The 25,032-nt window shown below is 45.3% G+C and carries 24 protein-coding genes; 20 read left to right on the top strand and 4 right to left on the bottom strand.

All coding sequences use genetic code 11. The features are described from left to right. Positions 1–3: 3 nt before the first annotated feature. The 7 genes from DW657_RS03990 (at position 4) to DW657_RS03960 (ending at position 3,097) form a co-directional block, all read left to right on the top strand. Positions 4–498 carry a hypothetical protein gene (locus tag DW657_RS03990; protein ID WP_118311497.1) on the top strand — a complete coding sequence of 165 codons (495 nt, stop codon included), beginning with the start codon at positions 4–6 and terminating at the stop codon, positions 496–498. A gap of 8 nt (positions 499–506) precedes the next feature. Next, positions 507–911, top strand: coding sequence for a hypothetical protein (locus DW657_RS03985; RefSeq protein ID WP_118311496.1), 405 nt, complete (start codon positions 507–509; stop codon positions 909–911). Positions 912–914: 3 nt separating this feature from the next. Further along, positions 915–1,241 carry a hypothetical protein gene (locus tag DW657_RS03980; RefSeq protein ID WP_118311495.1) on the top strand — a complete coding sequence of 109 codons (327 nt, stop codon included), beginning with the start codon at positions 915–917 and terminating at the stop codon, positions 1,239–1,241. An 18-nt stretch (positions 1,242–1,259) separates the two neighbouring features. Further along, positions 1,260–1,646 carry a hypothetical protein gene (locus tag DW657_RS03975; protein ID WP_118311494.1) on the top strand — a complete coding sequence of 129 codons (387 nt, stop codon included), beginning with the start codon at positions 1,260–1,262 and terminating at the stop codon, positions 1,644–1,646. Positions 1,647–1,649: 3 nt separating this feature from the next. Continuing rightward, the gene (locus DW657_RS18145) at positions 1,650–2,219 is read left to right on the top strand and encodes a nucleotide modification associated domain-containing protein (protein ID WP_199658299.1); all 570 of its coding nucleotides are present in this window, start codon (positions 1,650–1,652) and stop codon (positions 2,217–2,219) included. A gap of 142 nt (positions 2,220–2,361) precedes the next feature. Then, positions 2,362–2,919, top strand: coding sequence for a hypothetical protein (locus DW657_RS03965; RefSeq protein WP_118311493.1), 558 nt, complete (start codon positions 2,362–2,364; stop codon positions 2,917–2,919). Continuing rightward, positions 2,909–3,097 carry a hypothetical protein gene (locus DW657_RS03960; RefSeq protein WP_118311492.1) on the top strand — a complete coding sequence of 63 codons (189 nt, stop codon included), beginning with the start codon at positions 2,909–2,911 and terminating at the stop codon, positions 3,095–3,097. Before DW657_RS03965 ends, DW657_RS03960 begins: the two co-directional genes overlap by 11 nt. Positions 3,098–3,288: 191 nt before the next feature. On the opposite strand, the gene DW657_RS03955 is transcribed toward DW657_RS03960, so the two are convergent. The 4 genes from DW657_RS03955 to DW657_RS03940 are packed head-to-tail and all read right to left on the bottom strand — an operon-like array spanning position 3,289 to position 7,945. Further along, positions 3,289–3,837: a hypothetical protein gene (locus tag DW657_RS03955; RefSeq protein ID WP_118311491.1), complete on the bottom strand. Its 549-nt coding sequence runs from the start codon at positions 3,835–3,837 to the stop codon at positions 3,289–3,291. Positions 3,838–3,841: 4 nt separating this feature from the next. Then, positions 3,842–4,618: a hypothetical protein gene (locus tag DW657_RS03950; protein WP_118311490.1), complete on the bottom strand. Its 777-nt coding sequence runs from the start codon at positions 4,616–4,618 to the stop codon at positions 3,842–3,844. 4 nt (positions 4,619–4,622) lie between these two features. Beyond that, positions 4,623–6,332 (bottom strand): phage portal protein, encoded by a 1,710-nt coding sequence (locus DW657_RS03945; RefSeq protein WP_118311489.1) that lies wholly within the window; start codon positions 6,330–6,332, stop codon positions 4,623–4,625. After that, the gene (locus tag DW657_RS03940; protein ID WP_233546604.1) at positions 6,314–7,945 is read right to left on the bottom strand and encodes a terminase large subunit domain-containing protein; all 1,632 of its coding nucleotides are present in this window, start codon (positions 7,943–7,945) and stop codon (positions 6,314–6,316) included. Before DW657_RS03940 ends, DW657_RS03945 begins: the two co-directional genes overlap by 19 nt. 158 nt (positions 7,946–8,103) lie before the next feature. Between DW657_RS03940 and DW657_RS03935 the strand changes: the two genes are divergently transcribed. The 13 genes from DW657_RS03935 to DW657_RS03875 form a co-directional block, all read left to right on the top strand. After that, entirely contained in the window at positions 8,104–8,799 is a 696-nt protein-coding gene (locus DW657_RS03935; protein WP_118311487.1) for a hypothetical protein, read from the top strand. Positions 8,800–8,834: 35 nt separating this feature from the next. Further along, positions 8,835–9,608, top strand: coding sequence for a hypothetical protein (locus DW657_RS03930; protein ID WP_118311486.1), 774 nt, complete (start codon positions 8,835–8,837; stop codon positions 9,606–9,608). 35 nt (positions 9,609–9,643) lie between these two features. Then, on the top strand, positions 9,644–10,825 hold the full coding sequence (locus tag DW657_RS03925; protein WP_118311485.1) for a major capsid protein: 1,182 nt from the start codon (positions 9,644–9,646) through the stop codon (positions 10,823–10,825). 22 nt (positions 10,826–10,847) lie between these two features. After that, positions 10,848–11,282 carry a hypothetical protein gene (locus DW657_RS03920; protein WP_118311484.1) on the top strand — a complete coding sequence of 145 codons (435 nt, stop codon included), beginning with the start codon at positions 10,848–10,850 and terminating at the stop codon, positions 11,280–11,282. Between the two features lie 5 nt (positions 11,283–11,287). After that, on the top strand, positions 11,288–11,665 hold the full coding sequence (locus DW657_RS03915) for a hypothetical protein (protein ID WP_118311483.1): 378 nt from the start codon (positions 11,288–11,290) through the stop codon (positions 11,663–11,665). Positions 11,666–11,668: 3 nt separating this feature from the next. Beyond that, positions 11,669–12,241, top strand: a complete 573-nt coding sequence (locus DW657_RS03910) for a hypothetical protein (RefSeq protein WP_118311482.1) — start codon at positions 11,669–11,671, stop codon at positions 12,239–12,241. A 3-nt stretch (positions 12,242–12,244) separates the two neighbouring features. Continuing rightward, positions 12,245–12,652, top strand: coding sequence for a hypothetical protein (locus DW657_RS03905; RefSeq protein ID WP_118311481.1), 408 nt, complete (start codon positions 12,245–12,247; stop codon positions 12,650–12,652). Between the two features lie 35 nt (positions 12,653–12,687). Next, positions 12,688–13,290: a hypothetical protein gene (locus DW657_RS03900; protein ID WP_118311480.1), complete on the top strand. Its 603-nt coding sequence runs from the start codon at positions 12,688–12,690 to the stop codon at positions 13,288–13,290. 104 nt (positions 13,291–13,394) lie between these two features. Next, on the top strand, positions 13,395–13,853 hold the full coding sequence (locus DW657_RS03895) for a hypothetical protein (protein WP_118311479.1): 459 nt from the start codon (positions 13,395–13,397) through the stop codon (positions 13,851–13,853). Positions 13,854–13,942: 89 nt separating this feature from the next. Beyond that, positions 13,943–14,122 (top strand): hypothetical protein, encoded by a 180-nt coding sequence (locus DW657_RS03890; RefSeq protein WP_118311478.1) that lies wholly within the window; start codon positions 13,943–13,945, stop codon positions 14,120–14,122. An 18-nt stretch (positions 14,123–14,140) separates the two neighbouring features. Beyond that, positions 14,141–21,457, top strand: a complete 7,317-nt coding sequence (locus DW657_RS03885; RefSeq protein WP_118311477.1) for a tape measure protein — start codon at positions 14,141–14,143, stop codon at positions 21,455–21,457. Between the two features lie 143 nt (positions 21,458–21,600). Beyond that, positions 21,601–22,089 (top strand): hypothetical protein, encoded by a 489-nt coding sequence (locus DW657_RS03880; RefSeq protein WP_118311476.1) that lies wholly within the window; start codon positions 21,601–21,603, stop codon positions 22,087–22,089. A 9-nt stretch (positions 22,090–22,098) separates the two neighbouring features. Then, on the top strand, positions 22,099–25,032 hold a 2,934-nt coding region (locus DW657_RS03875; protein WP_199658298.1), incomplete at its 3' end, for a hypothetical protein.

The following is a 25,032-nucleotide window of genomic DNA, read 5'->3' as shown; positions in this document are numbered from 1 at the left end:
GATATGGAGATTAGAGTTAATATTTTAGGAAAGGTCGCTTACATACAAGGAGAAAGTAGGGATAATAAGGCGAAAGCCGAACTATACCCATCAGGAGAGGGTGTGTATGCAGTAATGGATGGAGACGATTTCGTGTGTCTAAGAGTTGTGTCTTCCAAGATTCATGATGATACGAAAGGAGATTATTATGCATGTGTAGAAGAAAACTGGACACATGTAAGAATCGCAAACTCTATAAACATTATAGAGCATGAAGAAAGGTTGAAGGATTATATCGACAAGTGTTTCGGTCGTCTTGAAGCTATTGTTAAAAAAAACAACGATTGTATCAGTAGTGTAAGTGAAGAACTTGATGGCTTTATAAGTAATTCTCAGGATGATTTTTGCTCTATTGAGAAATCTCTTGAAAGAATAGAGAAAGATGGTGTTGGTAGTGGAAAAGGTATCAGTGAGAAGACATTATTGTCTGCCATCGAGATTGTGTCAAAACAAAAATAGTTGAAAATATGAAGAAGAAAGGATATTACGAATACGACCCTGTTATCTATCCAAGAATGCTATGTGTCGCTATTGGAATGAACCAAGAAGACGCTAATAAGTGTTTTGAAGGTAGAAATGGCGAGGTTTTGAAAGTTGATTTTTCTAATTCTGACGCAATAACCTACGATATCGTTAGAGAAAAGTCGGATAAGAAGCTTTGTTCATTTATTAATTTTGCAAGCAAGGATTCTATGAAGATGGGGGTTTGTTGCCATGAAGCTTCTCATGCCTGCGATAACATCGAGGATGACATTGGTATGGAACACGGCGGCGAGCCTTCTGCCTACCTGATTGGTTGGATTGCATCTTGCATCAACAAGGCTCGTTTGGGCATTGGAGATTTCGTTGAACTAAAAGATAAGGAGGAATAGCTTATGGATAAAAATGAGAAATTAAAACTTGGTTACATTTACTTTGCGCCTAAAGAGTTTTTCCTAAATAATTCCGTCGGAAAGCTAAAGCAGCAAATAGAAAGTAATTCGGATGTCCGAGAGAACGGAATGGTTATGTGTGCGGTTATTGAGGATATGAATTCTGTTTTTCCACACAAATCGGAATATACAATAGCAGTTAAGCAAAAAGAGTTTGCACCTCCAATTAGGGCTTATGTAAATAAGGACTATGACTTTGAGTGCTTTAAGCAACTTTCGAAAGCAGAAATGAAAGTTTATGGTCTGCTTTGGTTTTGTTTTGGGGTTTAATATAGAAGGAAATAGCTTATGAGAAATTATTGCTATAAGGTTTCAAAGAATGGATGGAGAAGTCACGATAAGATAGATACCATTACTGGTATTCACGTGTACGAGCTTAACAAAACAAAGCACGACACAGAGCTTTGTGAAAAAGGTGTGATGTGCGAGGTGTACGAGGAAGGAACGTTTTATGATGAGCATGATGAATTCTATTTCCAAGCAAAGAATACTGCCAAGGCTTCAAAAATCGGATTCTCGCATTATATTAACCGAGACTTACAGAAGCTTGGTGAGAGGAACGTTAGATTGTTCTTGATGGATGAAAGTATTTCTTTTGATGATGCTATGGCATTGTCTGAATCGGAGGCTTACAAAAAGTGTAAGGAGTATTATGAACGTTTAGTTAAGAAATAGCTTATGATTAGAATAGAAGATATTAAGATAGGGTCTGTCTTGCAGATTACGAAGTGTAATTTGATAAAGATTGCAGGCTCGGTGTTTGCTGATAAAATAGACCCATTAGGCTCTATTGATAGGATTCAACATATCAAAGTTATCGATATAGCTATAACGGATAAAAAATGCGAAATCGTAGCATTCTTTAAACCCGATTTAGCAGCAGTTTGTGTGGATATAGTTGATTTGGCGATGTGTTCTATTTTCTCGGATTTTAAAGAAACACCAATAAAAAAAGAATCCGAGAAGAGTGATGCTGACCGCTTCGTGGATATCACCGACAAGATGATCGATACCTACAAGCGTAAGAATCACGATTATGGGAATGCTTTTTCCGAAATGTATGATGAGCTTGGTATTAACTACGGCTACGGAAAGATACGAGAGGAAGTGAATCGTATCAAGACGTTGAAGGATAATGAAGCGCAAGTTGCTAACGAGCCATTGGAAGATGCTCTCCTTGACTGCGCTAACTATTGTATCTTGACATTGATGGAATATCAAAAACGTAAGGAACATGGAGCAGACTGATTACACTTGCAAGGATTGTTTCTTCTTTAAGGATGGAACTTGTAATAACCCTAATGAGATTAGGTTTACTTCTGAGGAGAATCCATCTTGCACAGATTTCGAGTATAAGGAAATAAAAGTTGAACTTTAAAATATTGTTATCATGGCATTACCATTTGGAAAGACTATCAAGACAAGACACTTCACTGTACTGAAGTTCAGCAAGAGCTTGTCTAAGAAAGAAGTTGCTTCACTCAGAGAGGATATCCCTGCTGATATCAAGAAGCATTTACAGAGAGGCTCGCTGCCTTTCATCAAGATTGCTAACATTGCCGGCACATGGGGAATCGAGTACTCTATCGGTACATCAATGTACGCTGCACTCAATGAATGTGTTCCTGTGGCCGCCGTAGGAGACCATTACGAGTTCTCCAAGGACGATGGAAATATCATCGAGGCATTTGCCCAACTTATGTATGCGGATACATCGTTGCCTGGCGATGCAGAATACACGGCAGGTAAGTTGAAGCTTCGTGACGAGTACCTTGCCCGTGAGTCTGCGAGACTGAATGCTGCTGCCGATGAGGGTAAGACAGAAGAACAGCTTCGCAAGGAGAGCGATGAGGCCGTGCAGGAAGTCATCGACCGAGATAAGCACGCCGAGACTATTCTTGAGATGGCAGAGCAGATTAAGAAGGAAGGAGGCAAGGATGAGCGATAAGTTACTTGAGGTCGTTCAAGACCATACTTCCCTGGTACAGGCACTCCAGTTTATTTTGGAGGCCGCAGAGACGAAGAAACTGCCATCATACGGCGTTCTGCCTACGTTTAATGACGATATGCTTGAAGATCAGGTGCGAATTGCGCTTGAACTCATCACCGGAGAGAAGTATCACTGATTGAGTTTATATTTTTCTTCTACTTTCATAATATAAAAGTGAGGGGTGGTATCTGTGAAGACACCACCCCTCGTAACCAATTAAACAGAATTACGAACAGCAGAACGAATCTGTGAACGTATATCTGCCTGCAAAGGTACTTGGTTTTGCAGAAATTCTAGTAAAACAAAGTTACTTTAACACGAATTTAACTATTTCTTCTTCTTTTGGAATGTCGCCTGGCCATTTTTAAAGATAATGCAGTCCTCGCAGCATCGAGGCATTGACAGAGGAATGTAGTAATGGACCACATTGTTTTCCGTATCAATTTCATCCTGCTTAATCTTAGAATAGTCTGCTATCATGGCTGTCGTCTTTTGCCACTCTGGAGAGCCAAACTTCTGCTTGCGCTGAGCGATAACGAGGTTTCTCAGAATCTCTTCCTTCGAGGTAGCCTTAATAAGTTCCTCCTGGGTGAGCTCATCGGCGTTCTCGTTCTTCACTTTCTTTCCCTGCACCTCTGCGATTCTCTTCTGAACGGACTCCTGGGCTTCTAGCTTATTCATCTCGTTTTCGAGGAAAGATTTCTCCCACACACCTATTCCTTCTCCCTGAAATGCGATGGCCCAGCTGTCACGGACAGACATACCTGAACCACGGAGGCTGGCGTAGATATAATAGCGAGGGTCTTTCATCTTAAGAGCCTTCGCCTTCTTATATGTATCGACGGATAACGTGTATCCTTTTGTTTCTTCAATCATAATCTTATTTCTTTTTATTATCCTTGAATGCAAATACCGTAAAACATTGACACGAAACATGGAATGGTGGGTATGGATCTTTGAAAGAATGGAGTCCGGCATCGGCTTCGTTTTGACAAATCAAGCACGGGAAGTCGCTTCCTCTCTTGACATAGAACCCGATAGCCTTGTTCTCCTGCCCATACTCCTGCTCTGCCTGTCCCCACGCCAAAGCAATAACCTGAGAAGCGTTTCTTACGATAGTCTGATAGGCGTTCTTGTAGTAGCCCTTTCCGTAAGAAGGAACATCGATGTTGATGTCCTTTCTCTTCGCCTTGGTGATGACTGATGTGTGGTATGGGTCCTTGTAGCCGGTTCTGATGGAAGAAATGAGCTGCTGTTCTGAATATCCCATCAATGTTCCCGCCTTGATCATCCTTACAATATCTTCAGCAAAGTTTCCGAGATAGGCGGCATTTCTTTCGGATGTTGTCTTTCCGTAGATGTCGCTGACGAGAAACGATTCAATGTTTTCGCTATCAATCCCAAGTATCTTGCATGAAGCCTTTGAGTAGGCAGAGATGTAGCTATTAATGCTCTCCTCTGACTCGGCAGTAACATTCTTGGCGTAAGAGAGCAGGGCCGACTCGTTTGTGAGCCTGCCCATACCTCTGTATCGCTTACTTGCGGTAACTATCTTCCGTGTTGATTTCCAGAGAATATCTGCAATGTGGCCCTCACAGTTTCGGATTGCCTGCAAGCGCTTCCTGCTGTAATCGACAGAACGTTTTAACTCATCCATAAGCTTACTTCTTTACGGTCTTCCAGTTGTTACGGCCCGGCCAGTTGCCGTTCTCATCCCAGTCTGTGCCGCTTTTGTTCGGCCTGCCAGCGCCACGACCAGTACGTACGTTTCCGCTGCCTCCATTCTGAATCTTCGCCGTTGCTTTCTGCTCCTCGATGGCATTCTCTGTTTCGTTATCCGCACGTTGCATGTCCATAAGGAGGTCCTGCTGATCTTCTTCCTTCTTCTCTCGCATGATACGCTCATATTCAGCGGTCTTAGGGAAATCAGGACAGCGTTCAGAAGCCGTCTGCTTAGAGAGGAATCCGTTCTGAACCGCAGTGGCAATATTTGTAATTTGTTCGGTTTTGTTACTATGAACATACGGACTTATCCACGCGTTGATTGGAAGCCCAGACATTGTAGCGACGCAGTTTTCCTCTGTACCGATACCGAACTGACAGATGCGGAGAATCTTATCCAGGAATGCCTGTAACTCCTGTGCATCGTTCATTGCAACCTCCAGTGCAGGAGAATAGAGAAGCTTGATGGCTACACCCGGGAGGTCACCAGACTTCAGCTCAGGTGGCTTCACGGTGAACGACAGCTCATAGATGAGGTCGTACGACTTGTTGAGCTGCGTTGCGAAGGCATCAGAGGCATCCGTGCCATTCAAGAACTCAGCCTTGCCATTAGTGTCGGTAATCATGATGGTCTTCGCAGAGCCGGTCATATCATCTCCAGTTATAGAAATATCCTCGCCATCACCTGTGAGTGTAAGAATAGGGAAAGCGTATGCCTTGTTGTTCTCGCAGAGATATGAGAATGCCTCCTCGTAGTCCTCGATGTTCTTCTGAACCATAAACCAGCAAGGTCCGTTTTCGTTACGTGCATAGGCTACCGGTACGAACTGGAAGCCGTGGTCCTTCTCTTCAATGAGGGTGTAGTCGTCAATTCCGAAAATCCTAGCAATCTTCGTCATTACCTCTTTCACCTTTCCAGACTTGACAGCCTTCTTGAAGCGGTAGAACTTGCGGTTATCCCAAGCCTCGACATATTCGGTCTTCTCGTTGCCCTCATCGTCGTAGTCGTAGTACTTCCTGGCAAAGCACAGGAGATCGCCAGTGAGTGAATCGACGTGAGGGTACAGTATATCGCCTCGATCATAAGAGAGTGTTCGTGTGCAGAATTTCTTCTTTTCATCGAAGAAACCGACGATTGCACATTCTGCAACCTTCAGATACGCACTTACAGCTTCAAAGAAGCGAATCTCCATATCGTGCATAAGCCAGCCCTTCTTGAACACATCGAGGGTCTTCTGATTCTTCTCTACCTTCTTCTCGTTCTCGTAGTCATCACCATCAGCAAGCTCGAACTGAACATCGTTGCCAGTCAAGTGCAGCAAATGCTTCGTGTGGATGAGCTGCTGGAACGCAAAGGCTGTGCGCTGAATCTTCTGACAGTACCACCTGTTATTCTCAGGGTTCAGCTTCCAGATGTCCGGGTATTCCTTCTCATCCATAATCCTATGGGCGGATGGATAATACTCACGCAGGAAGTCTGCCTGCGTCTTGATGCGGCGATACATGGTGTCGTCTGGCATCGTTCCGTCGTAATAGTCAGGAACAACGTCGCTTACAGCCGAGTGCTTCATGTATCCCGCAGGAGTAAGCTCGTAGAATGGCTTCCTTACGAGCAGCTCCCTTACATTATTTACCTTGATAGCCTCCATAATCCTTTTACCTTTTTATTTTTCTTTTTTGTTAAACTGAATATCATTACGTAGAACCAAGATTCAAAGAAGTCAGGCGAGTGCCCGACATACTTCTTGGCAATCTTCTTAGGTAATAGCTTGAATCCCCTATCATCGCTATTCTCGTCACGTCTGAGCATCTTACGCTCCTTCTGAAGAATCTGTCTGAGAGGAACCTTGTCAAATCCGTTTCCTGAATACTTTCTTTCAAGCAGGGCCGAGTCGATGGAAATCTGCTTCTCCTTTATCATCTTATAGAATAACCACGCACACTGAGACTTCAAATCCTTATAGAGGTATTTGATTCCTTCTTCTTCCTGATGATTCCTAGCGATAGGTGCAGCCTGGTTGTTGAATGGAACAGCATCCTTGAAGAACCCCTTGAAGTACTGACCTATGCCCTGCATATCGTAAGTGAAGTTGCATTCCTCAACGCCCCACTCTCTCAGCTTAGCTTCAACTACCGAAACAAGAGTCTTAGGGTCCAGCCTCAGCACAACCAAGTCTTTACAATGCCATCCTTCCCAAAGCCACATCACGAAGTTGTCGCCGCCGGTGAAAGCAATATCGGCAGAAGCTCTGCGTTTTCCATCTCCTATCTGTTCTGCATTGTCGTAGATTTCATCAAGGTCTTCCATCTTGATCATGTCATCTCCGGCAGCTTTCCAGTTCCAGTTAGCTTCCAGATCTCGCATACGCTGTTCCTCGTCCTGTTGGGCAAGGTTGGCGAGATATGAGGCATCGGTAGAGATAAGCTTAATGTTCTCTGATACGTCAGCGCGAACGAATGTTGCCGACTTGATGAACATTTCGAGCTTTGTGTATCCAAGTTCCTCGTAGCTGTCCTTCCAGAGGCTATCGATGATGCCCTTGCACTGTTCGTATACCTCTTCTCTTGTGTTACCCCAGTAGATTGAGTCCGGAGTATCACCATCCATGAAGCAGTAACGGATAACTCCATCTCGCTCCGGTATAATGTATCCATTCTCGTCAACCCACCAGTCGATGAACTTTCTCACCCAAGATTCCGGGTCTGGGTTACAGGTAATCCAGAAGCGGTTTCGGATATGCGCTGCATTTCGGTTGTTGGTCAAGAGGTACTTGAACTTCTTGTATGGACACTGAGTACCCTCATCGATGCAAACATAGGCATACTGGCGCCCCTGGAATCGTGTCTTGAAGTCCTGATAGGCTCCAGCATAGTACGAGAATTTGAGCCATCCTCCGTTATCGAAGTTCCAGGTCATGTCATTTTGTGACTTATTGTAAGTTCCAAATTGGGAGAACAATTTATAAGAGTCTGTCACTAAGGACTGTAAGTCGTCTTTTTCGTTACGAAGAATTGTTGCATGAAAATCTGGATTTTTAATATCCTTCAGAACTTCCATTAGGGACGAGAACGATTTAGAGCCGCCTCGCGAGCCGCCAACTATCTTAATATCAGCGTCTATAGACAGCATGCGTTCCTGACCGCCACGCTGAGCTATAATTTTCAGCTTGTCGGGATGCTTCTTGTCGGCGTCTCTTAATGATTGGATATACTCTTGAGTATAAATAGGCTCTCCGTTATCCAATTTTAATCCTGAAAACACATCTTTCTGCATAAATACACAATTAATACTGCAAAAATATACAATGTTTCTTTGATAATTGCATATTTATTCATATATTTGCAAAATAAAAGGTATATTTATACGTTTTCGAGGTGGAGGGACCACTTTCGGGATAACATTTTAAATCAACAAACAACATGACAAGAGAGGAACTCTTAGCATTAGTGAACAAGGAGGTTGATACCACCAAGTTCAAAGAACTTAGCCAAAAGACCATCAATGAGGAACTTGATGATGTTTTGGAAGATTTCGGTGATGACGAGGAAGCAAATTCCAAGTTGGTTACCAAGTTAGCAAACCGTCTGAAGCGTATCAACGGCAACTTGCACAAGAATATCTCTGACGAGGTAAAGAAGAGCAAGGAGGAGGCTGAACGCAAGAAGAAGGAAGAGGAAGAGGAGCGCAAGCGTAAGGAGGCTGACAAGGATGACGATCCTGACGACAAATACAACGAGCTTCTCAAAGAAATCAAAGCCCTCAAAGAAGCTAACGCAGAAAGAGACAAGAAGGCTGCAAGGAAGGCAACCATCGAGTCAGTAAAGGCAGGTTTGAAGGATAAGTTCGACAAGGCAAACCTTGAAATGAAGAACTACTTCCTCAATGCTGCAATCGCAAAGCTGGAGATTCCGGACGAAGATGCCGACATCGACGACCTGGTTTCTAAGGCTGAGAAGATCTACACCGCAGAGTACAAGGAGGCTACCGGTGAAAACGGTATTCCTGCAAAAGGCAGTCGCACGTCTAGCGGAGGCACGTCCACAGATGATGACAAGTTTATGGAAGAAGTGGCCGAGCGTCGAAAGAAGAGATTCGGCGGTGGAGACAAGAAGTAATTTCAGGATAACAATTTTAAAAAGGTAAAAAGATTATGGACAACACTTCTATTTCCTACATGGAACAGATGGGTACTCGTGGTATGCTGAACCACGGTGCGACCATCGTTCAGACAGAAGGTAAGGTCGGCGGAACCCGATACGTGTTTGCCGGTCTTGAGGCTCTCATTAAGAATGCCTTCGTTCACCCACCTATTGGTGGTAAGCTCGTCAACCCATTCAAAGGTCAGGCTAAGATTTACGCCGGCGACTTGATCGAGCACGACCTTGGCTTTACAGCAGGCAACGAAGGTCCTGGTGCTACCATCAAGATTCTGAAGGCTTACGGCGTGGCAAAGGCTACCGCTGCGGCTACAGACACAGACATCTACATCGTTCGTAACGGCTTTGTTCACATCCCGTTCCCTGGCGACACCATCATGGTCGGTCAGAAGGACTTCAAGACTAAGGCAAAGGGTGTGACTGTGACCGCCGTGGAGGCAACCACCGACACATCGGTAGGCGACGTATGGAAGCTGACCCTCTCGGAGACGCTTGGAACATTGAGCGCTGGCGACGTGCTGGTGGAGGCAGAGAAGGCAGGCGCGAGCGTGCTGCCTATGGTAACCAACCCTAACTGCTTTGCTCCGAGCGACAACGACTTCCCTTATTTTGATGCCGGCGGCGACAAGTACCACAAGCCTCGTACAAACGTCAACTTCTGTATGTTGAATCCAGACTGCGTTATGTGGCTTGACCGCATGGGTCCTGTTCCTCCTGCCGTTAAGGCGATGAACAAGTCACTCTACCCAGAGTTCTGGCACATTTAACCTATTGTCTAACGTAAAAAGATTGATTCAGGATTATGGCAAAAATTGATATTGGTGTCGAGCAGCTCGCGAAGCTCTTCACTGGTAAGGGTAACAACACTTACCTTCAGAAGTTCGTCAATCGTGACGGCGTACTTCGCTGTAACAACGGCTGGTATCTGACACAGGGTGACATTGATCCAAATCTCACCCCTACATCTAACAATGGTGATGCAACCTTCAAGGTTCGCACACGTACATTGAACCCTGCAACCTTGATGAACCTCCGTGCTCCTCTCGGCGAGGGCTATCAGAACGACCACGAGGGTATTGAGTGGTACACCGCTTCAATTCCAGACTTCGCTGCTGACGGCTTCCGTGAGACTGCGACAGAGCGTTACCACAAGATGAAGCTTCTCCAGGATGAGTTCGGCAACGACGCTGACCTGGTTGATGCTTACCTCGACAAGGTACAGGTATTGTACGACTCACTCGACATGACTATGACCTACATGTCAGCCAAGTTGAGTTCGACCGGTTTCATCGACTACGACAAGATTGGTCGTGGTATCCAGGAGCCTCTGTATGACGCAAAGGTTCCAAAGGAGAACTTCAAAAAGGCGGGTGCGCTTGCGTGGAACGATGAAAATTGCGACTTGCTTGAGCAGATGCGTAAATTTGAGGAGGATTGGCGCAACAGCCATATTGAGTACCGCAGCGTACCTCTCGTATGGCAGATGACCAAGAACGACTACAATAACGTGTTCTTGAAGAACAAGCAGATTGCTGAGTTGTACAAGAGTTGGGCGAACGCTAACTTTGTGGCAGTTTTGCAGAACTACGGTCCAAACAACGCAATGTTCTTGAAGTCTGTTGTTGACCTCAACGGTCTTTCTCCTATCGAGATTGTTGATGAGGTTGAGCACAACAAGCGCTTCGATGGTACAGTTACCGAGATTCGTGGTTGGGCAGACGGAACAGTCGTTCTTCGCCCTGCTGGCAAGCCTTTGCGTTTCATGCGCAAGGAAATTCTCGATAAGCGAATTTTCGACACTCTCGGTAACAAGCTCGTGGATGTTGCTTGGGCACAGACCAACAACCGCCTCGGTTTGCTTCGTAACATGGTCACAGCGAACGGTATGTTCCAGGAGTTCAAGACAGACTTGTTCCTCGCTTCTGTTCCTGCCATGCTCGATTCTCCTTACCGTTGGATTATCGACATTACCAAGAAGGGTTAATTCTTTAACGTAACAAGATTGTATGACTATGGATTCGGAGATGAACATTTACACTGTGAACGACTACCTTATTAATAAGGTGAAGTTCGAGATGCCGATGAAGGCTCTGTTGGGCATCATGCACGACAGGGAGCTTGAAAACGGCATCGACCTCGAAGCCTGCGACAAGGACAAGGTGAGACTTGCCTATGCCGACATGCTGAAATGGTTTGTTCTTGGTCCGAGCAAGGTGAACAACACCTCCGATTCCGATAACGGATGGACTCATTCGGGAGGTGGATATGATATGTCGGACAACGACAGGAGCGAGATGAAGGCAGAGGCTAACGCTATATATGCGGAGCTGGAGCCTGATTCGATGCTCAAGAAGAAGTCCACCTTCCGTGTGACCTCCCACGGAGTAAAGAGGGCGAATTATTCTCCTTGGGGAGAACCTCTCCCTCACATCATAAAATAAGGCGTATGGAAAAGGAAAACATCAGAAACCCAAGATACCCTCACATCATCAAGATCGTGAGGAAGGTCGTCGGAAAAGCCGACCCTGATGACCCGTTCGCCGATGATGATGCTCCGGTTGGTGAGGACAAGGAAATTATTCTCTACTATGGCGAAGGCCGCAGTTACACCGATACCACAACTGAGGGAGACAAAAATGTCGATCAGAACAAGAGGAAGGCATCGATTCCTGTCAGATATGACGAATGGGATGCTGACAGGTGTCCTCTTGATGGCGACACCATCTACTCCACAGTCGGAAACAACACCGAGGTAGGTATGGTCAAGGACTGCGAACCGGATAATAACAGGACTGTCGTTTACTGGAATCTCACTAGGGTTTAGGTTATGGCAAAATACTTTAGCGGAAAGCGTCTGTCTCTTGGAGCGCAGTTCGAGCATCAGATTAAACCAAGAGTCGAAAAGCTGGCGTATGACAAGATGCTTGCGATTATGCAGGAACTTGCTCACAGAACCGTCAACTATTTCAAAGAGAACAGGACGTTCTACAATATCACCGGTAACGCATATACTTCGTTCTATGCAGCAGTGTATTACAAAGGAAAGCTCATTTACATGGTGCGTGCCTCGAAAGGTGAAAAAGCACCAACGCGAGTAACCCTGGCAGAAGGAGAGAAATACAATCTCCCGTTCTACTACGACGGAGGAGAGAACAAAGGCTACACCGGTTCAGTCGGTGGCGGTCACCAGTGGGGTCCAAACCTTCTATACGGACGTATCGGAAAGGTGAAATCTACCGGGAAAGACTGGGCACTCGTTGCGATATGTCCTGTTGAATATGCAGTATTCGATAAGGAAAACAGAATCTTCGAGACTGTTTACAATACATACGAGTCTCTTCCAGATATGTTCGATGCCTGCATAGTGTACGCCAATAGTTCAACTTTTAACAAACTGTAAGCTATGGTAGATATCAAGCAGATATATTTCGACTTAGGGAACGCCGTAAAGGGTATATGCGATAAGGTGTACCCCAGGAATCGTCCAAAGGCTGTGGATACCAAAATAGGCAGCTACATCGTCGTAAGTCTTCCGTACTCCATCAGGAATAACGAGATGAACTACGATGGTTCCTATAATGACTATACTACCACTATCCAGATAGAGGTGTATGTAAGAGATAAGGCCTCCTCGGCGAATCCGAATGGTTTCAGTCCTTCGGAAATGGATAAAAAAGTCAAGGCTGTCCTCGAAAGATTTCCAATTTCAACAGACAACATCATCGTTACCAGGCCGAACGTAGCTATCCAGGCTGACGACGGCGCAGGTTTTTCCGTAACGATCATACAGGGAAGGTTACGTACTAGATAAGTATTCAGGTATAACAATTTAAAATATTTTAGATTATGGCTATGACAACTATTGACAAGATGAAGGACATTTTCAATGGTCCTAAAACTCTGCTCTACTCAAAGGCTATTACCGATTTGAGCAAGACTACAGTTGACATCACCCCAGAGGTTGAGCTTCCGGTTACCGTTGACTCGCTGAAGGCGACTATGGATGACCCAACCATCAACCACTACAAGGTTATCGGTCTTGCAGGCGACTGGGCAACTACCGCAGAGCTCGGCGACTTCAACGTAGAGTTCGTTGTTCCTTCAAAGGCAAAGGACTTGCTGACAATTATGTTCGGCGAGGATTCTATCACCGAGCTGACCAAGGTTACCCTGAAGGGTACAGGTGACGCAACTCTCGACGCTACTACCGGCTTTACAGGTATCGCTGTTGAGCCTAAGAAGTTCAAGATCAAGGGCACTATCGTTATCGTTGACGACGAGAAGGAGAACCTCATGGTTATTACCAACATCGCTCTCTACGCTACCTTGCAGTGGGATAACTCTGGTACTGAGCCTGTTGCGTTTAAGTTCTCAGGTTCTATCGAGGGTGCAGGTAAGCGTAGCATCGCTTGGCTTACTAAGGCTCCAGCTTCCGGTATTGGCGGTTAATCAAGTATAGGCTTCTTTAGGTAATTAGATTCAGGATAACAAACCGTTGGGCGGCAGGCTAATCAACAGCCGTGCCGCCCTTCTTCATTTAATAGCATACAATCATGGCAGAAGAAAAGAAAATAGAGCAGCCTTCAGTGGACTTGCAGGAGTTGCTTGACAGCGTGCTGCACGACGAGCCTACCGAGTTCGTGTTCAGAGGGAAGAAGCACAAGCTCGGTTGGCTTCGCAAGGGAACCATGAGCAGGTGTTCTCATATCAGGGCTAAGGAGAAGAACGAGTGGAAGCGCAACGTCAAGATTTGCGTCTGCATCCTCCTCAACAATATCTGGAAGATTCGATTCCTGTATTGGATCTACTGGCGTTGGCTCTACTACATCAAGGATGTGGACGTGGCCGAGGTTCTGAGAGTCCTCGATGTTTCTAAAAAAAAAATTCCATCGAATGCATTCTCACTGGCTACCATATTAGCGACCGGGATGACGGACGTGATGATGACGATGACGAGGAGCGAAGCAAAAGCTATCCAAGCAGAACAAGCTGGGGAGCAGCCTTCTCACTAGCGGAGAAGTTCGGTTTCCTCTTTCAGCGTAAGTACTTCATCGCGGCCTACGACTACTGGTGGGGCTATTCATCGGCGCAGATTGACCTCATGGTTGCAGACCAGCCTCTTGTCGTCTATCCAAAGGCCAAGAAGGAAGGCGGTCCGAAGAAGCATACCAAGAAGGAGATGGATGACCTCTACGACAGGTGGATGGAGAAAAAGAAGAATGAGGGAAGCCTCATCGGCAAGAAGATAAGTCTTGCTGATTACTTAAACAATAAACTCTAATTTTAAAATATTCAGGATATGGCAGGTGGAAATTTAGGTGACTTGTGGTTCCAACTTGGTGTCAAGGATAAAACTTCCAAGGAGTTGCAGAAAATCATTGACAAGCTTAAGACCGGGGATGATGCTGCGAACGCGCTTCTTCGTGCCCTCCAGGGATTCGGAACGAAAAAGTCTGGATTTAAGGAGCAAGCAGAAAAAGCCAAAGAGTTTGCAGATGTTCTCAATGAGATAAACAGAAGGATTTCCCAACTCAAGAAAAACGATAAAAGCGCTGAGGCTAAAGATTTGCAGTTAGCGGTAAAAAACGCTCTCTCCTATCTCGATATGCTTCAAAGAATCAATATAGAGCGCAGCAAGATTTCAGAGCTGCGCTCACTGAATCCTAATGTTGATACCTCGAAACTTAGGGAAGCCGAGCTGATGCTTGAGAATATCAATAATCAGCTTTTCAGATTGCAGAATAAAGCACAAGGCGGCGGTGGTGGCGGCGTAGATAGCGCAAAGGTTTTGCAGGATTATGCCAAGGTTCTTCAAATGACATTCCGTGATGTAAAGCAGATTACTGATCAGTTCAAAAAGGAGAACCCTCTTTCTGCCTTTTCTGGTGGAGCAGCAAAGGTTGAAGCTGACATTGCAAGAGTAACCGAAAAGCTCGCTAGGATGCGAGACCTTATGGCAGAGGGATCCTTGAAGGGTTACAATACTAACATGCTTGGTGGAAGTATTACCGAGCTTGACAAGATACTTGCCAGATTACAGGCGGCATCTGGAAACAAATCAATCCTCACCGATGCTGCGCAGATGAAGAACCTTCTTTCCGATGTTGCTGTAGAAATGACGAAAGCCGCCGCCGCAACACAGGCATACGGACGAGAGAAGGGAAAAGTCATTGCACTCGAAAGGGAGCACGAGAGAGCAATCAATAAGATCAACGCAATCCAAACAGGTGAGAACCAGAAGAAGAAAGCTCTTGCAGACATAGAGATCCTGTTGAAGAATATAGATGCACTCTCCAGTAGAGGTATAGGCTTAGGACAGGATGTCTCTAAGCTAGAATCAGTACGCTCTGAGATAGAGAGAATCAAAGAGGATATTCGTAGCATCTCCGGAAAAGGACTGACCGGTCAGGAGTTTAAAAACGCTTTGGCAAATTTGTCTGAGTATAAGACTCGTGCGCACGACATAATGAAGGATCAAAGAGATATGAATAGTGCGGCTATCGGGCAGCAGAATTTCCGCAAGCAGATAGAAAGTACTATTCAAAATCTCAATAACCAGAGAGCTGCTTTTGAGAAAAATAGCTCTGTAGTTGCTAAATTCCGCAGTGATATTGATGCGCTGAATAAGTTTAATGAAACTGTTCTGTATAGCAAAGGGCTTGGTGGCGACAAGATTCTTTCCGACAAAATAGCATCTGAAACTAAAAAGCTGGAGGAATACAAGCAGACTTTAGAGGGTCTTAATAAGGAACTTGAAAAAAATCTTGCCATTCAAAGAGAGACTCAATCAAAATTACATTCCATTTCGCCTGGAGTTGACGGTAGGAATATGAATGGTAAGGCGCTTACTGGTCCGTTGCTCGAAGAGTATAACAGACTGTTATCGAAATTAGAGAGCGGAAAAGGCATTATTGAAACGTACAAAAATTGGTCGATTGATTCTCAGAAAGATCAAATTAGCGCACAAGAGGCATACGTAAATCGCCTGAAAGAACTTCAAAAAGAAGCTTCTAGGCTCGATTCTGTAAATCCGTCTGATTTGAAGGACAAACTCATTCAAAAGAACAAGGAGTTGTTGCAGTCAGAGAAAGAGTATTCCAAGCAGCTCAAGGATAATGCGAAGCAGAGGCAGAAAGAGATTGATGCCTCTCTGAATAGAATACAAGCCTTAAAATATGCTCTGCAAAACCTATGGGGAAAGAGGCAGGAAGCTAAGTCTCTTAATATTGACACTACGAAAGTTGATGCCAAGATACAGGAGACGATAGGTAAGATTAGATTCTTGGAAGAAAACCTTGCCAAACTTCGAGGCGACAAGTTTGCCGAATCCCTTGGAAAAATAGGCGGTATTGGTTCGGGGCGAGAAGTTCGATCAATAAGCCACCTTGCTTCAGAGCAAGCGAAGGTAAACCGTGAGGTTCAGAGAGGTGTTGAGCTTGAACAGAAGCGTCAGCAGGCAATCGTTGACTCAGGAGCTAAGATTCAATCTCAACTGGTTCGCGGCTTCGAGAAAGCTAACAGTCATGCAGGAAAGTTGAACTCAACCGTACAGGATTTGAAGTCACTTTTCTTGCAGGGAGGTCTTGTGTTCGGCGCACAGCAGTTCGCTATGAGCATCATCACTACTGGTGGTGAGATGGAGAAGCAGCATATTGCTCTCCAGTCAATCCTTGGTGATATGCAGAATGCGAATACAATGTTCAATCAGATTAAGGAACTCGCTCTTAATTCGCCATTTACGTTCTCTGAGTTGAACCGAGATGTTAAGCAGTTGGCTGCGTATGGAGTTGAGTACGACCAGCTCTATGACACAACCAAGAGGCTTGCGGATATGTCTTCCGGTCTTGGTGTTAGCTTTGACCGTATCGCATTGGCGTTTGGTCAGGTTCAGGCTCGTGGCTGGCTCGATGGTAAGGAACTCCGCCAGATTGCTTATGCAGGTATTCCTCTGCTTGAAAAGTTATCTGAGTTCTACTCTAAGCAAGAGGGGCGAAATGTCTCTACATCAGAGATTAAGACTCGCATATCAAGCAGAGATGTAAGTTTTGATGATGTGAAGTCTATCTTCTGGCAGATGACTGATGCAGGTGGTCAGTTCTATAATATGCAGCAGGTTCTGAGTGAGACTTTGCTCGGACGTTACAATAAACTGAAGGATGCCTGGGAAATCATGCTTGCCGACTTTGCTAACGGCAAGAATATTATAGGTGGAACTTTCAAGGGTATCCTTGATGTTGTTACCAATCTCGTGCAGCAAATTCACGTCTTAGGTCCTGCTATGGTTGCAGCATTCGCCGGACCTGCTCTTATGCGTGGAGTAAAGACCTTGGAGGGCGGAATCGGGAAAAGAATACTGAACTCAAAGGGAAATATTGCGAAAGAAGCTGAACTCAAGCTTTTGCGTGGAGAAAAAATAACTCCCGTGGAGAAACAGATTCTTCAGTATAAAAATCAGATTCGGATTCAGGATATCCAGGCACTCGCAAAGGCAAATGCGATAACAAAAGCTGAGCTAAGACGCTTGTATGTTACCGGACAGATAACCAAGGAGATGTACAAGCAAGGTATGGCTCTCACAAAGCAGGAGGGGCAGGTAAACAGAATCTCCCTTGGTGGAGTTCTGAAGGGATTGGCTAGCCCTAGCAAATGGGGAGCAGCAGGAGGTTTGCTTCTCGGAGGCTTGAAGTCCGGATTTAGTTCTATCATCGGTTTTCTTGGCGGTCTTCCTGGAATCGCTATCTCTGCCGGATCTGCAATCTTTGCATACTACTGGCAGAAGCATCAGCAGCTGAAGCAAGACATGGAGACTACTGCTGACGAACTGAAAGACAGATACACTAAGATTGGCGAGTTCCTTCGCGATAACGATGCGGATAAAGCCATTAAGGACGGCGATGAGAAAGAGATAGAAAACCTTATTGACGCATATAAGGAAAAGCTGAAGGAGATTGCTCCTGAAAAGGAAAATGCTTTCACAATGAGCCTTCTCGAAAAGAAATCGAATGAGGATAGACTTAAGTATCTCAAAGAACAGCTCATCCTTCTCAAACAGGTTGAGGAGAGCACTCAGAAATCTCTTTCTAACGAGGATACCTATAAGGGATTCGACGAGAAACTGTCTTCTGCAAAGGAGATAGCAGAAGCGTTCTCTTCAGCATCCGCAAAGGCGAATATGATTAATGCCACCCAATCCGACTTTGCTAGCTTCAACTCCTGGGAGGAAAAGTATAAGGATGAGGTGAAAGCCATGCGAGATTATCTCATTGATGAGCTTGGAGATATTAGCAACAGCCCAAAGTTACAGGGTAAGGCTAACCAGATTCTTTCGTCATTCTTTGCAAAGCAGGGATGGAACCAGGATGTTTCTGATCAGTTCCGTGCTGACGTTCTTAATGCGATGGGTGTTGAAACAGGCTTCTACGAGAATAAATTCAAGGATGCTCTCGATAACGCAGTAAACACTTCGTTCCCTTGGATTGGCGACAAGATTCGCAACAACCAGGAATTGACAGATGCAGAGAAGGTCCAGGTTTCAAACATGATGAAGGATGCTGCGGCTCAGGTTCAGAAAGACTATCCTTTTGCATCAGACGCATTGAAGCGAATGCTTGCGGCTGATAGATTCGAGGCTGTCATTCATCTCGTATTCAGGAACGATGACTCGGATCTAACTCAGCAGCTTGAGAAAAATCTTAAGGGTAGCGGTTATGACTATCACGAGAAGAATAAGTACGTCAAGAGTTGGGGAAAGGATGCTGGAGACGACTACGATAAAGCAAAGAGTAACGCGGAGTCGGACATTACTGCTGCCAAAAAGGAACTCAACACCAGAAAGAACATGCTCGCACGTGGCAAGCTTTCTCTTGATAAGTACACAGAGAAGCAGAAGGAGTACGAACTCAAGATGCAGGCTTATCATGATAACTGGGGCGAATGGTTTAGTGGTGACGACAAGAAGAAAAACAAGAAAACCGGTGGCCGTAGGTCAACAGGCGCGCAGACAGATAAGGCTCTTGAAGATTTGAGGAAGCGCATCGACTTATACAAGAAGATGTATGCTGAAATCAAGAAGTTTAAGGAGCTTTATGGAGAAGGTGCTCTTGGTCAGCTTGCTAATGACGGAGAGTTTGAGTCCATCTTTGGTGACAAGAAGAGGTTCCCTATCTCTGACTACACCAACTACGAGACTTCCATCAAGGAGCTCTTGAAGACTCTCCCTGCGTCAACGAAGGACAGATTGGACTACGCTGCAAATGAGAAGGCAGGTATTCAGACTGAAAACCGAAAACTTCTTGAAGACCAGCGAAGAGACGAGCTGAATGTGCTTAACAAGCAGCTTGATACTATATCCGAACAGTACGAGACGTATAAGAAAATATACGAGCTGACCGGAAACAAGAAAGGTGCTCAGAATATAGCTTTCGGTGGAATTGTTCAGTTTGACACTTACAAAAAGTTCCTGGAGGAGCAGCTCGATATTGCGGTAAGGCACGATAACATTCAGTCCGGTCTTAACTTGACTACGGATGAGGTTAAGGATATGAGTCTTGAAAATGTCAAGGATAAGTATGGCGAAGAGACCCGTGTTTATGACATTCGCAAGAAGCTGGAAGATGAGAACAACAAGATCAAGAAGGAGACCATCGACCTGATGGCTAGCCTGATTGAAAAAAATGCAACCATTGCTCAGCAGATTGAGGATGAGAACCTCAAATACGAGAGACTGCTTGAACTCATCAAAGGTATCGAAGACCCACAGATGAGGGAGAGAGCCAGAGAGGGCGCAACGAAGGCTCACAACGAGAAAGTTGCGAAGCTTCAGTTCGAGCAGTTCAAGCAGGAGTCGGACTGGGTTGCCATCTTCGATGACCTTGACAGGGTATCTTCGGCAACAATCAACTCTATGATCGAGAAGATAGACCAGTTTTCTATGACTACCGGTTTATCTGTAGAATCCATCAAACAACTCAGAGATGCCCTAGATAAGCTCAGAAATGAGCAAATCAGCAGAAACCCGTTCGGCTTCATCTTCGGAGGAGTGAATCGCGGTAAGGCTATCGGGAAGTTCATAAATGAGCGCCTTGGCGGTATGGATGATACTGCGAAGATATTCGTTAGCAAGGAGGAGGCTTCGAGACTTGGTATCGCAGGCGGCGTAAGAACAAAGGCGAGTCTGAAGAATGATCAGCAGTCAGCGTACGCCGACTCATCTAAAGCAATCTCTGAACTTGCGACGAAGATGCAGGCGCTCAACACGGTTCTTGACCCGGTAATCAATCTGTTTAAGGCTATGGGTGAAGAAGATTCCATTCTCGGCCAGATTACAGGTGGTGCTTCAGGCGCATTATCTTCGGCAGCAAGTACAGCCGGAGCTTTTGATACCCTCGGTAAAATGAAGGGTCTCGGGTTTCTTAAAGGTGCTGGTCCATACGCAGCAGCCGCTTCCGCAGCGTTGAGTATTGGCGGTTCACTCATCAAAGCATTCGGCGCAGACTACAGCAGTTACGAAAAGGCGAAGGCTGAGTACGATAACCTTACCTCAATTTGGGATTCTCTCATCTCCAAGAAGACTGAGTACATGAATATCCATTGGGGTACTGAGGCTACAGAGGCATCCAAGGAGGCTCAGGAAATGCTTAAAGCCGAAATCGAGCAGACTAAGGTAATTGCGCAGAATAGGCTTAATTCAGGTGCGTCAGTCGGCTCCCACTCTATCAAATATAGAATGTGGAAGGGTTCATATAAGTACAATGGCCAGAATTGGCGTGACGTAGCGGGCGAAATCTCTTCGAAGTACGGGGTTCAGTTCAATGGTATGGAAGACATGCTCAATATGGATGCTGATACTCTTTCAAAGATAAAGAAGGATTATACCGGCCTTTGGGCTAGCATGGACTCAGATTTCAGAGATTACCTGGAAAAGCTCATTCAGTACGGAGAGAAGGCTGATGATATGATCGAGGCTTTGACCGAAAAGCTTACCGGCAATAAGTTCTCTGACCTGGTATCTTCCTGGGGTGATGCAATGTCAACTATGGCTAACACGTCAGACAGTCTCGTTGATCATTTCGAGGAGAATCTGAAGAAGACCATCTTGAACTCCATGATTGAGAATATATATGGAGACAAGATTAAGGCTCTTTTGAAGAAGGCTCAGGGGTACGCAGAGAATGGTGACAAGATTAAGAATTCCAACGGAAATGTCATTTCAGAATACACAGGAGCCGAGTATGCCGACGTAAAGAACAGCACAGATGAGCTCTCAAAGCAGATAGAAGCTACTCGTGACTATCTTAAGAAAGTATATGGATGGTCCGACAACAGCAGTTCTTCTTCTAGGAATTCCATTAAGAGCATTACTGAGGAAACAGGAGACTTGATTGCCTCCTACCTCAACGCAATTAGGCTCGATTGCTCAGTTATCCGCGCAGAGCAGGCTAAGTACTATCCAGAGATGAGCGAGATTGCAAAATCTCAGCTGACGCAGCTTAATGCGATTGCTCGAAATACGTTACGCAATGCGGATGCTGCCGAGAGAATCGAAAGTATCTTTACGGAGTACAATGACAACTTCAACAGAGTTCTCAACGGAACGAAGTCTTTGAAGATGAAATAACGACTAAGGGTATGGGGTAACTCTCATACCCTTTTTATTCTAGCCTATGAAAGTACGTGTTAATTTATGTATTTTTATACATACTTACTTGCATATTTATGTATTATTTTGTATATTTGCATTTATAAATAGTTGATTTAGGTATGAAAGATTATTTCAGGATATACATGAAGAAGGAAGGCGATGGGAACGAGGTGAAGGACTCCATCGCCGACTTCGGTATGTATGTTAGCGAGAGTCCGTTCAAGCCTTGCGATTCAGTCAAGGAACCTGTGAAAAGGGAATGGCACGACGAGCATGGTGACGACGAGTATATTGGCAAGGATGGTCTCTATATGGCGGCATACGAGAACAAGGTCAAGTTTCTGTTCAAGGGTAATGCCTTCGGCGCAAACGAGAAGTGTAAGGCTTTCATCGACTATCTCCGCAAGTCTGGCATGATGAAGATGTACTGCGACTTCAACAAGATAGGAAGGCAGCATGTGAGACTGAAGAGCATTGATCCAGACCTGTACAGATACCCGGGCAACGAGGACTTGCTAGTCCTCTCTATTACTTTCAAAATTAACGACCCTGTTACTGACATCAAGCCAATTATGGATGCGCAGGGCAGGATTTCAAATTTAGGATAACACAGACACATGAGTACTTGGAATATTTATCATAAGGATGGCTCGAAGCTGACAGACGTTAACGGAGAGCAGATAACCGTTCATGGATTGGAATACTCCGATTCTTGGATGGGTGAGTGCTTCGTGACTATCAATTTCAAGCATGAAGTGCCTATCAACTTTCAGATAGGCGACTATATTGTCTATCGTGGCGAGCGTTTTGAGCTCAACTACGAGCCGGGCAAGGATAAGCAGGCCAGACCCGACACATACGGAGAGGGCTTCGTATATGACAGCGTGAAGTTCAACGCATTGCAGGATGAGCTTGCTAGAGCTGAATTCCTCGATGTGGTATTGAACGACAACGAACTTCACTACACTTCCCTACCGAAATTTCCATTCTTCGTACAGACTTTGGACGATTTGCTCGACAGGATCCAGGCGAACCTCGACGAGCAGATTGGTGCGGGTCTTTGGAAGATTTACTCCCGAAACAAGGACCGTTCCGTTCAGCGTGGAGCCCTTGAAAGTGAGTGGTTGTCGGTTTATGGAGAGAAAACCGAAGATAACGTCATCGAATCGATGTCTATTACAGTGGACTCACAGACCTGTTGGCAGGCCCTTGCGCTTGTGAACGAGAAGTGGGACATAAACTTCATAGTCAGAGGAAGAAACATCTATGTCGGTACTACAGGAATTGAAGCCGGACACATCTTCTCCTATGGTCTCGGCAAGGGACTCTACGAGATTGTGCAGAACGCTGATTCTGAACAGAGCGTCATTACAAGACTGAGGGCTTACGGTTCCGAAAAGAATCTTCCTTCTCATTACTATGCGGACCTTGGTGTCAAGTACGTTGCGAATATTACAAAAGTCATCGGGGCAAGCACGAATGTTGAACTCGAATTGGACATCGATTATATAGAGACGTATTTCAAGAATAAGAGAAAATACGTCGTTTCCGGCGAATCTCAGGAGCAGTCTAACGGATGGGTTCTTCAGGTAACGTTCGATTTTCAGACTACAATTACCGGTTATGTAACACAGTCTGGCAGCTCTGGCAAATGCAGGTTCTACTCCGAGTTAAAGGGAGGACAGGTAGATAGCGGAGACGAGGAATCGAAGGAGAAACTCGACGCATTCATCGCTCAGGTCAATGCCGGAAACACGAAGATGTATATCACGTCCGGTCTCAACAAGAAGGTGGTTCCTTCATCGATGAAGGAGTATGCGGAGAATCTTCCGAACAATATGGCGGTAAACAGGCTTATGCTGCCAGGATTTCCTCACGTATCTCTGAGTGATTTCTACGACTCTCTTACTGAACAGGAAAAGAAGTATGTGAATCCAACCGGGAAACTGCATAAATTCTCTACTGATCCATATAGGCCATACATCGATTCTCTCAATATAGAGGAGATTGGACTCCGTTCGGCATCGCAGTTCTTTGATACAGATGATAAGACGAATGGAGTTATTGAAATCTACCCTACTATCGAGGAAATGGAAATCGGTGGTGTGCGTGTTGATGAGATTGACGAAGGTGTCGCTCCTGATGACGACGGAAGGTTTGGCGACAACGAAACAGTAAAGAATATTGATATACACCTCAATAAGGCTATCGATTTCGACATCAACGACCTTAAGGATGATGACTTCTCTATCTCTATGAAGGATGGTATGTGCGGCGGACGAACATTCAAAGTGGCATCCTCAACCAAGGTTGATGGTAGATGGAGACTTACTATTGAGAGGAGCAAGGATGATGCTCTTGAGCTGCGGTTCCCATACAAGGACTACCCGATCAAGAGTGGAGACCATTTCGTTCTTACCGGCATCACTCTTCCTGATTCGTATGTAAAAGCCGCATCACTGAAGCTCCTTAAGTATGCCATTGCGCTCCTTGATAAGAATGACTACACAAGATATGTCTATCAGCCTAAGGTTGATGAGTTTTTCATGGCAAGACAGCACGATCTGGCGCAGGCAGACGAAACCGGAACTATCAAGAGTCTGCACGATACACTGAAGGCCGGCGACCTGATGAACTTCAATGATACAGACCTCAATATCGAAGGAATCATCTCTATCGACCAGCTCACGATCAAGGAAGGAGATGGCAAGATTCCGACATACGACATAACACTTCGCGAGGACAAGGAGGTTGGAACCATCCAGAAGATTCAGCAGCAGATTTCATCACTCCAAAGCGGAAATGGTGGAGCCGGAGCCGGTCTGACAGTCACACAAGTCAAAAATCAGGTTGCAATAGAGGGAGGTAAGTACTTTATCTCCAAGCTCACCGATGACACCGCCAAAGGTACTATCACTTGGAAGAAGATTCAGAAGCTTTTAAGTGGATTGCTTGTCGGTAACTTCAATAATGAGAACGGTGGTTCGTGGACTCCCGATGCAGAAGGTCGTTCGCATCTCATCACAGATTATCTTGAGGTGAGAATGAAGGCTATCTTCGAGGAGCTTGTCGTCAAGAAGACATCTACAATCGGCGGTAAGGAGATTATCTCTCCTGCTGGAGGTGTTGTGGCTCATAAGGTGGAAGAGGTTACTGTGACATATAATAATGTGTCACAGAAGGCTTATCGTTGCTATTTCTTAGCAGAGCAGGAAGGTGATGCCGTAGATAATGATTTCTCCGTTAACGACCAAGTGCGCTCGGAATCATTCAATGTTCGCAAGGGCACTTACCATAAGGTGGGTAATCACTTCTATTGGCGATTGGTAATCGGTCGCGATGAAGACCCTGTAGAGCTGGAAGGAAAGAAGTATCATTATATCGACCTTTCCGATACCGATTGCGCTACGGCAAGCGACGTACCTGCTAAAGGTGATGTGTTGTCGCAGTGCGGTAATAGAACCGATGTAGAACGTCAAAACTGCCTTATCTTCTCGGCGGTAGATACCTATTCGCCATCCGTCAGCCTCTATCACGGCATCAACAGCTAT

The organism is Prevotella sp. AM23-5, from assembly GCF_003473645.1.
GTDB classification, from domain to species: Bacteria; Bacteroidota; Bacteroidia; order Bacteroidales; family Bacteroidaceae; genus Prevotella; species Prevotella copri_A.
This window is presented reverse-complemented; position numbering and strand designations above follow the sequence as displayed.